At 66.0% G+C, this 12926-nt stretch carries 10 protein-coding genes; 5 read left to right on the top strand and 5 right to left on the bottom strand.

The window, feature by feature from the left end; all coding sequences use genetic code 11:
* The first annotated feature begins 48 nt into the window (after window positions 1–48).
* From ACOYYX_RS27510 to ACOYYX_RS27490, 5 genes are all read left to right on the top strand, one after another.
* The gene (locus ACOYYX_RS27510; protein WP_422925665.1) at window positions 49–3177 is read left to right on the top strand and encodes a PVC-type heme-binding CxxCH protein; all 3129 of its coding nucleotides are present in this window, start codon (window positions 49–51) and stop codon (window positions 3175–3177) included.
* 269 nt (window positions 3178–3446) lie between these two features.
* Entirely contained in the window at window positions 3447–3599 is a 153-nt protein-coding gene (locus ACOYYX_RS27505) for a hypothetical protein (protein WP_422925663.1), read from the top strand.
* Window positions 3600–3845: 246 nt separating this feature from the next.
* On the top strand, window positions 3846–4928 hold the full coding sequence (locus ACOYYX_RS27500; protein WP_422925661.1) for a hypothetical protein: 1083 nt from the start codon (window positions 3846–3848) through the stop codon (window positions 4926–4928).
* Entirely contained in the window at window positions 4925–6196 is a 1272-nt protein-coding gene (locus ACOYYX_RS27495) for an Ig-like domain-containing protein (RefSeq protein WP_422925659.1), read from the top strand. The genes ACOYYX_RS27500 and ACOYYX_RS27495 overlap by 4 nt, the downstream gene beginning before the upstream one ends.
* 378 nt (window positions 6197–6574) lie before the next feature.
* Window positions 6575–6769 carry a hypothetical protein gene (locus tag ACOYYX_RS27490; protein ID WP_422925657.1) on the top strand — a complete coding sequence of 65 codons (195 nt, stop codon included), beginning with the start codon at window positions 6575–6577 and terminating at the stop codon, window positions 6767–6769.
* 378 nt (window positions 6770–7147) lie between these two features.
* Here ACOYYX_RS27490 and ACOYYX_RS27485 read toward each other — a convergent pair whose 3' ends face one another.
* The 5 genes from ACOYYX_RS27485 to ACOYYX_RS27465 form a co-directional block, all read right to left on the bottom strand.
* Window positions 7148–8458, bottom strand: a complete 1311-nt coding sequence (locus tag ACOYYX_RS27485; protein WP_422925655.1) for a nucleotide disphospho-sugar-binding domain-containing protein — start codon at window positions 8456–8458, stop codon at window positions 7148–7150.
* A gap of 92 nt (window positions 8459–8550) precedes the next feature.
* Entirely contained in the window at window positions 8551–9447 is an 897-nt protein-coding gene (gene budA, locus ACOYYX_RS27480; protein ID WP_422925653.1) for an acetolactate decarboxylase, read from the bottom strand.
* 51 nt (window positions 9448–9498) lie between these two features.
* On the bottom strand, window positions 9499–10902 hold the full coding sequence (locus ACOYYX_RS27475) for an aldehyde dehydrogenase family protein (protein ID WP_422925651.1): 1404 nt from the start codon (window positions 10900–10902) through the stop codon (window positions 9499–9501).
* 190 nt (window positions 10903–11092) lie between these two features.
* Window positions 11093–12034: a hypothetical protein gene (locus ACOYYX_RS27470; RefSeq protein WP_422925649.1), complete on the bottom strand. Its 942-nt coding sequence runs from the start codon at window positions 12032–12034 to the stop codon at window positions 11093–11095.
* A 36-nt stretch (window positions 12035–12070) separates the two neighbouring features.
* Window positions 12071–12589 carry an FAD-dependent oxidoreductase gene (locus ACOYYX_RS27465; protein ID WP_422925647.1) on the bottom strand — a complete coding sequence of 173 codons (519 nt, stop codon included), beginning with the start codon at window positions 12587–12589 and terminating at the stop codon, window positions 12071–12073.
* Window positions 12590–12926: the final 337 nt, after the last annotated feature.

The raw sequence follows: 12926 nt of genomic DNA, 5'->3' as shown, positions 1-12926 counted from the left end.
CGTTCTTTCTTCCGCGACGCCACCCATACCTTAGGGATCTCCATGACGATGAAGCGACTCAGACGCCTCGGCCGTTGGACCTCCTCGCGTCTCCCGCTCGCGGCCTTGCTCCTATCTCCCCTCATGACGACCGAGGCCGCCGAATTCAAGCTCGGCGAGCGTACCTTCACGGTTCCCGACGGCTTCGTCGTGGAGCGCATCGCCGGCAGCCCGCTCGTCGATCGGCCGATCGTCGGCTCGTTCGACGAGCAGGGGAGGCTCTACGTCGCGGATTCGTCCGGCTCGAATGCGCCGGTGAAGCAGCAGGTCGAGGAGCGGACCCACCGCATCGTCCGACTCGAGGATAGCAACGGCGACGGCAAGTTCGACCGCTCGACCGTCTTCGCCGACCGCATGATGTTCCCCGAGGGGGCCCTCTGGTACGCCGGCTCTCTCTACGTCTCCGCCCCCCCGAGCATCTGGAAGCTCACCGACGCCGATGGCGACGGCGTGGCCGATACCCGCACCGAGTGGTTCCAGGGGAAGACCCTCACCGGCTGCGCCAATGACCTGCATGGGCCTTACCTCGGGCTCGACGGCTGGATCTACTGGTGCAAGGGGGCCTTCGCCGAGCAGACGTATCCTCGGCCCGGCAAGAAGCCCCTCGTCACCACGGCCGCTCATATCTTCCGATGCCGACCCGACGGGACGGGGATCGAGCCGGTGATGACCGGCGGCATGGACAACCCCGTCGACGTCGTCTTCACGCCGGAAGGGGAGCGGATCTTCTCGACCACGTTCCTGCAAAACCCCGGCGGCGGCCATCGCGACGGTTTGATCCACGCCATCTACGGGGGCCTCTACGGCAAGGTCCACGACGTCACCGACAACCACCCGCACACCAGCCCCGACCTGATGCCGGTCCTCTCCCACCTCGGCCCCGCGGCCCCGAGCGGCCTGACGACCTACGACGGCACGGCGTTCGGCCCCGAATACCGCAATGACCTCTTCACCTGCCTCTTCAACCTGCGAAAGGTGACCAGGCATACGCTCACGCCCAGCGGTGCGACGTATAGCAGCAAGGATGAAGATTTCCTGGTGTCGCCCAACCTCGACTTCCATCCCACCGACGTCTTCGAGGACGCCGACGGCAGCCTCGTCGTTATCGACACCGGCGGCTGGTACAAGCTCTGCTGCCCCACCTCGCAGCTTAGCAAACCCGACGTCCTCGGCGGCATCTACAGGGTCCGTCGCAAGGATGCCCCCGCGGTCTCGGATCCGAGGGGCCTGAAAATCGCCTGGGATTCGTCGAGCGCGGGCGACCTCGCGAAGTTGCTCGCCGACCCCCGTCCGGCCGTCCGCAAGCGTGCGATCGAGACGCTCGGGCGCAAGGGCCCCGAGGCCGTGAAGGCCCTCGAGCCGATCATCCAAGGCGACTCAGGGGCCTCGCTCAAGCGCGACGCAATCTGGACGGCCACCCGCATCGACGGCCCCGAGGCCCGCGCCCTCGTCCGCGAAGCTGCCGGCCAGACCGATGCCTCGGTTCGTCACGCCGCGATCCACTCGATCAGCGTCCGCAACGATCGAGACGCCGCGCCCTTGCTGGCCCGGGCCCTCAACGACTCGACCCCGGCCGTCCGACGCACCGCGGCCGAGGCCCTCGGGCGCGTGGGGGACGCGTCCTTCGTCCCCGCGATCCTGAAGGCCCTCGAACATCCGAGCGACCGCATCATCGACCACTCGCTCGTCTTCGCCCTCATCGAGATCGACGACCCTCGCGCGACCACGGCCGGGCTCGCCAGCACGAGTCCGAGCGTCCGCCGAGGTGCCCTGATCGCCATCGACCAGATGGACGGCGGCAAGCTCAAGCCCGAGGAGGTCGTCCGCGAACTGAGCGGGGGTTCGAACGAACTCAAGGAGACCGCCGCCTGGGTCCTGGCCCGCCATCCCGACTGGGGCACGGCGCTGGTCGGCGTCCTCGGCAAGAAGCTCGACCAGCCCGAACTCCCCCCCGACGTCGCTCAGGAGACGGCCAGGCTGCTCGCCCGGTTCGCCTCGAATCCCCCGATCCAGGAGCTGATCGCCGACCGCCTCCTCGCGAATTCCACGACGGAGGCCCAACGCGGTGCTGTCCTCCAGGCGATGGCCCTCTCTAAACTCAAGGCCGTCCCCCCGCGCTGGGTCGAGGGCCTGGCGAAAGCCCTGGGCTCCGCCGACGTCCCCACCATCCGTGGCGCGGTCGCCACGGCACGAGCCCTCCCGCTGGCCGAGGCCAAGGCGGAGGCGGTCGGCAAGGCCTTGATCGGGATCGCGGATAACGCGTCCATCCCGGCCGAGGTCCGGCTCGACGCGCTCGCGGCCATGCCGCAAGGCCCCGGACAGGTCAGCCCATCCCTCTTCGCGTTCCTCCGCGAGCAGTTGCAGGGAGATCGACCCGTCATCACACGGAGGACGGCGGCCGACGTCCTCGCCAAGGGTCAACTCTCCCCCGAGCAGGTCGCAAGCCTCTGCGACGACGTGAAGACCGCCGGGCCACTCGAACTGGATCGACTCCTCGGCGCCTTCGAGCGCTCGACCGACGAGGCCCTCGGGCTCCGACTGGTCGCCGCCCTCAAGGAGTCGCCGGGCCTCACGTCCTTCCGCCCCGACGCCCTGCGTCCCCGCCTCGCCAAGTTCGGAGAGCCCGTCCAGCGCGAGGCCGAGGCGCTCTACCGTACGATCAACGTCGACATCGCCAAGCAGTCGGCCCGCCTCGAGAGCATGCTCGCGACCGTCACCGGCGGCGACGTCCGGCGCGGCCAGGAGGTCTTCAACGGCTCCAAGGCGGCCTGCGTCACCTGCCACGCCATCGGCTATGTCGGGGGCCACGTCGGCCCCGACCTGACGCGCGTCGGCCAGATCCGCACCGAACGGGATCTCCTCGAGGCCATCGTCTTCCCGAGCGCGAGCTTCGTCCGGAGCTTCGAGCCCCTGACGGTCGCCACCAAGGACGGCAAGGTCCACAACGGCATCCCGCGCAAGGATACTTCGGAGGAAGTCCTCCTCGCGACCGGTCCCAATGAAGAGGTGCGGATCCCCCGCGACGACATCGAGGACATCCGCCCCGGCACCGTCTCCGTCATGCCTGCCGGCCTCGAGCAGCAGCTCTCCTCCGACGAGCTCGCCGACCTCATCGCCTTCCTCAGGGCATGTCGATAAGCCCGAATGTCTCCGGCCTGGCCCATCGCGAGGAGACCCATCCCTCGCGGGCCAGGCTCGAGTTCCTCGATTCCTAGGCCAAGTCTTCGGTAGACCCTTGACCCAATATCGGGATCGTCCAAACTCAAGGGATCGGTGAGTCGGGCGAAGTCGCCGGCTCATTCCCATGCGGCCCCTCACCGATTCCCACTCGATGAAGCGGACGGTCAACACGAACAATCTCGGTTGACGCGACTCGAAGGCGACGAGTTGTCGGAGGTTCTTCTCCCATGGGCGAGGACGCGGTCCTTGAAACCCTGTTCTTTGTCCTCCTGGTCACCGCGATCACCGTCCTCCCGTTCGTCTTCCTCCTCGTGGGCGTCATGATCCTCAAGTGGCTGATGGGCCGGAACAAACGCTCGTCCGGCCGTGATGACAACTAGTGTTTTCATGTTCACAATGCCGTGATTTTGTACGAAGTCGGGCCGGGAAACAGGGGCAGGGGGCACCACGGCTGACGCTATTTCCAGGGACGCCTTGGTTCGAGCCGATGGCCGGAACGCCGCGAAGCGTCCTCCATCCGTCGACAAGTCTCTTGCATTTCGATCCGGCCAGGCGATAATCCTGATATTGTCGATCATTTTGATCGACATAGGCATCTGCGAAACTTCAACCGGAGGGATGAGACGATGCGGAAGTCGCGAACGTTGCTGGCGGCGGCAGCCGCGCTGGCGCTGGCGGGCTCGACGTCCTGGGGTGCGGCCCTGAGCAAGGGGGCTCCCGACTTGAAGTCGGCGGGCCCGATCGCATTCGGGCCGGAAGGCGTCCTTTTCCTCGCGGACACGCAGGGGGCGGCCCTCTTCGCCATCGACACGGGCGACCGCCAGCCGGACTCCGCGGGCTCGGCCATCAAGGTTGACGGGATCGACGAGAAGATCGCGGGGTTGCTGGGCACCACGGCCAAGAAGATCACGATCAACGACCTCGCCGTGAACCCGGCCTCCGGCAAGGCTTACCTGAGCGTTTCTCGTGGAACCGGCCCGGAAGCCTCTCCGGTCCTCGTCCGCGTCGACCGCGCGGGCAAAGTTGAGGTCGTCTCGCTCGAGAACATCCCGTTCGCCAAGGCCGAGATCCCGAACCCATCGACGGCCACGGGGCCGAGGACCTCGCGTAGCGACGTGATCACCGACGTCGCCTTCGTCGATGGCCGCGTGTTCGTCGCCGGCCTCTCGAACGAGGAGTTCTCCTCCCGACTGCTGGCCGTTCCCTACCCGTTCGCCGAGAAGGGCACGGGCTCGACTGTCGAGATCTACCACGGGGCCCACGGCCGGCTCGAGACCAAGTCGCCGGTTCGCACGTTCACCCCGTACTCGGTCAACGGCGAGTCGTACCTGCTGGCCGCCTACACCTGCACGCCGCTGGTCAAGATCCCGGTCGCGTCGCTGAAGGACGGCAAGCACATCAAGGGGACGACCGTCGCCGAGCTCGGCAACCGCAACAAGCCGCTCGACCTGATCGTCTACAAGAAGGACGGCAAGGACTACCTACTCCTCGCCAACAGCGCCAGGGGTGTGATGAAGATCAACCCCGACAACGTCGACAAGGCCGAGGGCATCAACCGCCCCGTCAAGGATAAGGAAGGCCTGTCTTACGACACCCTCTCGGAGCTGAAGGGCGTCACCCAGCTCGACAGCCTCGACAAAGAGCACGCCCTGATCCTCGTCCAGACCCCGACCGGCAGCTCGAACCTCGAGACCATCGCCCTGCCATGATTCACGGACACCACTGGCCTGGCCTGCTGGTTGTCCTGATTTCGCTCGGAGCCGACGCGCCGGACGTTCCCCAACGTCCGGCGCCCTCGACCGCCGCGAGCATCCGATGGAACCGGGCCACCCCCAAGACCCCCGCCAGCGTCGATGTCCTCGGGATCGACGCCGGCAACCTCAAAAGCCTCGCGAACGAACCGCGAGAGACGGGACGCTGGGCCGAGCTCTTCTCGGTCGCCGTCTTTGCCCCCAAAGGTTCAGACGATGAGCCGCCTCCGATCCTGGGTTCCTATCGGGTCGTTGACGACGTCCTCCGGTTTCAGCCCAGGTTCCCCATCGATGCAGGCCTCCGCCTCCGGGCCCGCTTTCGCCCATCACACCTGCCTCGCCCGGCCTCGCCGCAACTCGCCGACGTCACCTCCGAAGCGATCCTGATCGAGCCATCCGCCAAGGCCCCGCCGAGCGAAATCACCCGCGTCGATCCCTCGACGGATCATCCTCCCGAGAACCTCCTCAAGTTCTACCTCCACTTCTCGCAGCCGATGGCGAGGGGCGAAGCCTATCGTCGCGTCCGCCTGCTGGATGAAGCAGGCAAGGCGCTCGAGCTGCCATTCCTGGAGATCGGCGAGGAGCTCTGGGATCCGAGCGGGACCCGGCTCACGCTCCTGCTCGATCCCGGCCGGATCAAGCGCGGACTTCGTCCCAGGCTCGAGGAAGGACCGATCTTTCTGGAAGGAAAGACGTACATACTGGTAGTGGACGAGGAATGGCCCGATGCCTCGGGTCAACCGATGCGAGTCGGCCACCGCAAGACCTTCAAGGTCGACGCCATGGATGAGCGGCAACCCGACCCCAAGTCCTGGAAAGTCATTGCGCCGGCCGCCGGGGGACGAGATGAACTCGTCTTGCGCTTCCCGGAACCGCTGGATCGAGCGATGCTCGACCGCGTCTTCGCCGTCCTCGACCCTTCCGGAGAACCGGTCGAAGGCCGCGTCACGATCGACCAGGACGACTCGCGTTGGCGCTTCTCACCCCAGCAGCCCTGGGGCGAGGGGGATTATCGCCTGGCATTTTCGACCGAGCTCGAGGACCTCGCGGGCAACAGCGTGGCCAGGCCGTTTGAAGTCGATATGTTGCGCCCGGTCGGCGGCGATTCCGACTACCCTAGGTCGTCTTCGATCGCGGTCACGATCCGAAAACCGGGCCGCGATTCGGCCTCGGGTGGCCCGGCTGGAGGTATCGATGCGAAAGTGCAACAATTCGGCAAAAAGTGAGGGCGTATGGCGTCACTTCGGGACGAAACGCGCGTTAGTTTCTCGTGAAGGGTGTATCCTTATAACAGTGACAATCGAAAGGCTTGATGGACGGTGAAGCTTGCCGTCAGTCCAGCCGATGAGATGCTAAGGGCGACGGAATTGGCCCCCAAACAGTCAAATAGCTCGGCCCCTCAGGCGCAAGTCGCCGAGATCCGAGCAGCGCGGCGCTGGTCGAACGACCTTCCTGCTGATGCCTCTCTGACGAAGCTCCTCTGGTCCGTTTCTCTCCAATCTCGTGCCGACTTCCCGTCCCGAGGCCGAGGCGTCCGAATCCGGCACGGATTCTTGTAGGACGAGGTTTCGTCCCACGATTCATCCAGCTCATGCGAGGGCGCAATGTCTCTGCAAGTCGAAACGCTGTTCAATCCCATCGTTCGTGTCGACGCCTCCGTGCGGCTGGAGCCGACGGTCCCCGTCGAGTTTCCCCGGAACGAGTCACGTCCCCAGGAGGCGAGCATCGCCCTGACCTGTCGTGACGTGATCGACGGCGTCTGCCAGCGGCTCGCCAAGAAGGGCCACGCCTGGGATTGATCATCGAGAGTTCCGCGCGAGATTCCCCCCTCAACCTCCTCGCTCTTGCGGTTGCGAGCCGGACAACAAGCTGCTTTTCGTCCGGCTCGATACCGATCCCAGACGCCCCCCGAGCCAAGCTTTCCCCTCCACCTCCCCCAACGAGCCGCTACACTCCAAGGGCACGGGATGCCCTGGCAACAAGCACGACGCGACAATCGGACATAACCGGGTCGCCATCCTCGGGCAGCGTTCGCGAAGGCGTGCGCCAGGGATCGAGGTACGTTCGCAACTCGCGACGCGACGAGTCGGAAGGCCCGCCTTCGAAACTGAGCGGCCGATGTCCGGTGCGCCCACCACGCACCGGACATCGGCCGCTCGCATTGACCACTCAGTGCCTCAAGACCTCGTCAGGCCAGCACGCTGCCGCAGGGACGACGCAGGCTGACGGGGACGGGAGCCGAACGCCGTCTCGATCATGGCCGCGGCTCGGTTGAGCCCGTCGGCGGCCTCGATGCGAGTCCGAAGCCCCTCGGCCCGCTCGCGGAAGGCGGGAGTGCCGAGCACCTCGCAGACGGCCGATCGCAACCGAGGAGCCGTCAGGCGACCGACCGGGATCGATCGCCCGACCCCCGACCATTCGACGCGCGTCCCCACTCCTGGCTGGTCGTTGGTGACGGGCAGCACGACCATCGGGATCCCCCTCTCGAGCGACTCGAGCACCGTGTTCAACCCGCCGTGCGAGATCGTCATGGCCGAGCGTCGGATGAGTTCGAGCTGCGGCGCGTACCCCACAACGATCGGGTCACCGGGCAAATCCTCGAGCGCGGACGGATCCTGGCCGCCTCCGAGCGAGATGACGAGTTGCAGGTCGAGCCCCGCGCAGGCCTCGGCGATGATCCGGTAGGGACGCAAGACGCCGTTCTGTAGTGTCCCCATCGAGGCGTAGATCAACAGCCGTGCCGGGTCGATGCGCGACCAGGGGAAGTCGATCGCGGCCCGGGCCTCGGGGTCGGTCCAGGGGCCGGTGTAGTGGAAGTTGGGAGGCACGCGCCGACCCGAGAGTTCCAGGCCGGCCGGCAGTTGGGCGAACTGCCCCAACTCCGAGAAGAGCTCGTTCATGCCGGGCGCCGTCCGCAAACCCCAGGCTCGTCGCTGCCGGTTGATGGCCTCCAGATGGACACGGCCCATCCGCTTGAAGAAGGCGTTGCCCATCAAGTTCCGAAGCCGGGCGAGCGGGCTGTAACTGTGGGCCCACGGGAACGAGACGAACGGGACGGTGGAATCGAGGTTGATCGGCAACGCGGCGGCCGCGCTGACGAAGGGCAAGCCCAGGTATTCGGCAACCGTACCGCCGGACATCTCGACCTGATCGACGATGAGCGAGTCGACCTCGGCCTCCCGGATGGCCCCGGGGAGGTCCCGGAAGATCATCTTGGCGGTCCGGACGAGGAGCGACATCGCGAATCTCAGCCCATCCAATCCATCGAGCTTTCCGAGTTCGTCGTTCAACTCCTTGACCCGGCCCGGCGGATAATCCTGCTGGCCTATCTGGTGAAACGTCAGGCCTGCCGCCCTGATGGGTGCCTCGACGTCGCCGACCTGGAAGTAGACCACCTCGTGGCCGCGAGACTGGAGCCGACGGCCCAGGGCCGTGAGAGGGTAGTAGTGGCCTGGCGAAGGGAAGCTGACGATGCCGATTCGTCGCATGATCGCATCCTCCGTTAACACATGTCTTGCAAAAGGCCTCGCCGCCTCCGGGTCCGGTCACGATGAGGGCCGGTGCGGCGAGGGGTATCGCCCTACGGGCGTTTGGGCTCGTCTTTCCTGGCGTCCTTGGCCTCGGTCGCGGGCTCGACGCCGCGGAGGCTCTCGACCCGATGAAGGTCGCGGCTGAGATCGACGCCCAGGTTTTCCTCGTTGAACGCGTCGGAGTCGTCGAGCTTGATCTGCCAGTCGGTGCCGATGTGGTACTTCACCCGAGCCTCGTCGGTCCGGCAGTCGAGGACATGTCCGCCGACCTTCCGGTCGTCCGAGAGGAAGTGCCAGTGATACCCGGGGACGTTGAGCCCCTTGACCCAGGCCGGGCAGCGGAACCCGACGAGAGTCCCGCTCACATTTTCATGCGTCCAGACCGACTGAGTCTTGGCCACCTCGCCGAGGGGACGATAAGGGGGCTCTTGCCGCTTGACGCTCCGCAGCGTGATCGAAGAGAACCGGCCCTCGGCGCGGACCGCCAGGAAGTTGTTCCTGCGCTTCAGGCCCGAGTCCAGGCGAGCCTCGAGGTCGGAGAGGCTCGAGACCTTCTGGCAAGAGACCTTTCCGTCCTCCTTGAACCGGGCCATGACCGCGAACGGGGTCGACCTGTCGGGGCCCACGTCCAGGACCTTGCCGTCGCCGCGGACCTGATACGCGTGGCCGTCGAGGACGAGCATCTCTCCGTCGAGGTGGTCGAGCGTCCCGATCCCGAAGTCGCCGAGTTGCAGCAGTTCGCCCATCGGCATCACGCCGTCATACCGGCCGATCATCAACGCGTTGATGACCGACACCTGGGTGATCCGCCCTTGCCCCTCGCTAGGCCCCACCGTCTTCGAGTCGGCCAGGCCCACGGGCATCCAAGAGGGCAGGCCTCCCAGCGCCAGGGCCGCGACGAACAGGAGCCCACTCGACGGCACGACCGCTTTAAGAACGCTCTTCATCTCGATCCTCATCTCGACTTTCCGATCAATAAAGGCAACATCATCAACCGGCTATTTAGCCATGTTGATGATCGTGGCCTGGGTGAATTCTTCGAGCCCTTCGCGGCCCGACTCGACCCCGATCCCGGACTGCTTGGCCCCGCCGAGCGGGACGTCCGGCGTCAGGTCGAGGTGCTTGTTGACCCAGACGACCCCGGCCTGGATCCTGGCTGCCACGTCGAAACCCCGATTCGGATCCGAAGTCCAGACCGAGCCTCCGAGGCCGTAATTCGTGTCGTTGGCCCGGGCGATGGCGTCGTCGAGGTCCGTGTATTTCAGGACCGGGAGCACCGGGCCGAACTGCTCCTCCTGGACGATCCTGGCATCGTCCGGGATGTCGCGGACGATCGTCGGCTCGACGAAGTACCCGCCCCCCTCGACGGCCCGGCCGCCCGCGACGATCTTGCCGCGCTTCGAGGCATCCCTGAGGTAGTCCTTGACCTTCTCGAACTGCATCCGGTTCTGGATCGGCCCCATCTGGGTGTCCTGAGCCATGCCGTCGCCGACGACGGTGCTCTTGGCGAGCTTGCCCAGCTCGTTGCAGACCGCGTCGTACATTGATTCGTGGACATACAATCGCTTGATGGCGAGGCAGACCTGGCCCGCGTTGAACATCGCGCCTGCGAAGAGCCGGGGCACGACCTCGCCGGGGTCGGCGTCGTCGAGCACGATCGCCGCGTCGTTGCCGCCGAGTTCGAGGGTCAGCCTCTTCAGGCTGCCTGCGACGCTCTCCATCACCCTCTTGCCCGTCGCGGTTGAGCCGGTGAAGGCGACCTTGGCCACGTCGGGATGGCTCGTGAGGGCCGAGCCGAGGTCGTTCTGATCCACGACCACGTTGAACACGCCCGCCGGCAAGATTCTCGCGCAGAGCTCGCCGAACCTGAGCGTCGTGAGCGGCGTGGTCGGAGCGGGCTTGGCGACGATCGTATTTCCCGCCAAGAGCCCCGGGCCCACCTTGAACATCAGCAGGATGACCGGGAAGTTCCAGGGCGTGATCGCCGCCACGACGCCCAGCGGCGCGTTCTGCTGCACCACACGCTGCCGCTCATCCTCCTTCAGCACCTTCAGCGGCAAGTCGAGCCGGGCATAGAACCGGAGGATCGCCGCCGCCCGCATGACCTCGTCGCGAGCGTGCGGAAGGGGCTTGCCTTGCTCCATCGTGAGGAGTTCGGCGAACGTCCCTTGCTCGGCCTCGAGGGCCTCCGCCAGCCTGAGCAGCAAGTCGCCTCGCTCCCGGGTCGGGCGGCTGCACCACGCTGGATAGGCCCCTTTTGCGACGGCGACCGCCTCGTCGAGCTGGGCCCGGTTCGCCCGAGGTGCCCTGGCGAACACCTTCCCCGTCGCCGGATTAATCACGTCCAGGGTCCCCGCCCCCTTCACAAGCCCGCCGCCGATGAGCAACCTGAAATCGTCCACGACCCGCTCCTTTTTAGGCGATTCGAGACTTTCTTGGCAAGTGTTCTCAAGCAGGACACAACCAACGCATGCACAAGATTTACGGTTCGTGCCTGACGAAGGGGCGAGGAGATCCAGGCCGTCAACACCCGACGCGTCTTCGCCCGCGGGTTCAACGCTTTCGGCGCGACTTCGGCCCGCCCCCGGATTCTCAGGCCGATCTCAACGCGTCGCGACGGCCGCCGAAGACCGCGGAAGGCTCGCCCGAAGCTCCGGGCGCCCGCGAACGCGCTCCTTCAGCCTTCCGGGTCGCTAGCCAGTCCCAGATCAGGGTGGCCACGACACGAGGCGAGACCAGGGCGAGGGGCGGTCGGAGCATGTGGAGGACCTCGGCCCACCGGACCCGGAGCCAGGGCCGCCTCGTGCTCGCCCCCATGACGAGCCGCAGGTAACACCCTATGAGCCTGGCACTTCTAGCCTGCCTGGGGGCCTCGACGGTCCGGAATCCGTAGTCCGCCCCGGTGGCGAATGACCAGGCCGGTTTCGTCGCCCTCGCGAGGCTCCGCTGGAATTCGCTGGTACTCGCCGAGTTGAGGTGGAGTGCTCCTTCCCGAAGCCAGCGGTCCAGTACCTCGACGCCGATCAGGGCACAGGTCATCCCCTGGCCATAAACCGGATTGAATGAGCAGGTCGCGTCGCCCAGTGCCACGAGTCCCTCGGGGAACCGCCAAAGCCGGTCGTAATGCCGGAGCCGATTCTCGGTGCCGCGGTGTCCGAAGATCGGCGAAAGCGGCTCAGCGTCCCTGATCGCCTCGTAAATTGCCGGGCTCCGGAGGCTGCGGGCGAAGGCGAGGAACCCCGATTCGCCGGTTGGCGGCCGATCTCCGTCCCCGCCGATGAGTGAGACGAGCCAGCGGCCATCCTCGATGACGGAGACGAGGCCTCCTCGAGGCTCGTCCGGCGGCGCCTGCTGGATGTACAGGAATTTCCAGCCGACGCAACGCTCCTTGGGGGGCTGGTAAATGCGGGACGCATATCCCTGGAACGAGTTCACAACCGTTTCCCGAGGCGCGGCGAACCCCAGTTCCGTCAACCACTCGGGAAGCCGGGAATGCCGGCCCGACGCCACCACCACGAGGTCAGCGACGATCACAGGCTCCTCGTCGGGCTCGCTTCCGCGTCTTTCCGATCAAGCTCGAATTCGGACGCCGCCGACATCCGCATAAGTCCCCTCGCCGCGGACGAGGCCCACCACGTCGATGCCCGTTCGAATACGAATGTTGGGGATGGACCGGACACGCTCGCGAACGACCCAATCGAGCAAGTTCCGGCTCGAGGCGAGCATCACCATGTCGCTGGGACACTGGAAGTACCAACCAGCCGGAGACAACATGGCGAGGTCACGCGTCGCGTCCGACATCTCGCCGCCGGCTTGCAGGACCTCCTCGCCCACCCCGGGCAGATACCATTCGAGGATCCTACGCCCTCGCTCCAGCAGTCCGTGGGCATGGCGGGCCTGCGGCAGCCCCTTGCGAGGCGCGGGCTCGTCGGGCAGCTCGTCGCGTTCGAGCACTGTGACCCGCTCGTAATGCCCCGAGAGCACCCGAGCCGCCATCAACCCGGCCATGCTCCCGCCGATGACGACCGCATGCCCCCGACGCGGAGGATTCAGGTAATTCTGCACATAAAACTCATCTCGCGTGAGCATACGCCCTCCTTCCTGGCCCCGTCGACGACGGGGCTGGAATCGATCTCGAATCCCTCATCGGGACCTCGAGGGGATCTCAATCCCCCCGACTGGGGATCGCCATCGGTGAATTCGAACGGACATGCCACGTCGAAATTCCCGAAAGCTATCGCATCTGGCCAGGTCCGAGGAGGTAATCGTATCTCCACCCATTCTCGCGATCTCGATCTGGAGATGGAGCCTCCTGCCGACTCCCTACCGTCCTTGCGGAAACCGTCCGCGAAAACCTTCATAGGAATCGGTGACACCCAGGTCGGGAGGTGCGCAGTCGTCCTGGGCCCGCGGATATATCGCGAGA

It is taken from the genome of Singulisphaera chitinilytica, assembly GCF_049331405.1.
Taxonomy (GTDB): Bacteria; Planctomycetota; Planctomycetia; order Isosphaerales; family Isosphaeraceae; genus PoT.
Note: the sequence above shows the minus strand (reverse complement) of the source record. Positions and strands in the feature narration are given on the sequence as shown.

Excerpts from the sequence above, each read along its gene's own strand:
- ACOYYX_RS27510 (WP_422925665.1), top strand. The coding sequence starts at position 49 with ATGAAGCGACTCAGACGCCTCGGCCGTTGGACCTCCTCGCGTCTCCCG.
- ACOYYX_RS27505 (WP_422925663.1), top strand. The coding sequence starts at position 3,447 with ATGGGCGAGGACGCGGTCCTTGAAACCCTGTTCTTTGTCCTCCTGGTC.
- ACOYYX_RS27500 (WP_422925661.1), top strand. The coding sequence starts at position 3,846 with ATGCGGAAGTCGCGAACGTTGCTGGCGGCGGCAGCCGCGCTGGCGCTG.
- ACOYYX_RS27495 (WP_422925659.1), top strand. The coding sequence starts at position 4,925 with ATGATTCACGGACACCACTGGCCTGGCCTGCTGGTTGTCCTGATTTCG.
- ACOYYX_RS27490 (WP_422925657.1), top strand. The coding sequence starts at position 6,575 with ATGTCTCTGCAAGTCGAAACGCTGTTCAATCCCATCGTTCGTGTCGAC.
- ACOYYX_RS27485 (WP_422925655.1), bottom strand. The coding sequence starts at position 8,458 with ATGCGACGAATCGGCATCGTCAGCTTCCCTTCGCCAGGCCACTACTAC.
- budA (WP_422925653.1), bottom strand. The coding sequence starts at position 9,447 with ATGAAGAGCGTTCTTAAAGCGGTCGTGCCGTCGAGTGGGCTCCTGTTC.
- ACOYYX_RS27465 (WP_422925647.1), bottom strand. The coding sequence starts at position 12,589 with ATGCTCACGCGAGATGAGTTTTATGTGCAGAATTACCTGAATCCTCCG.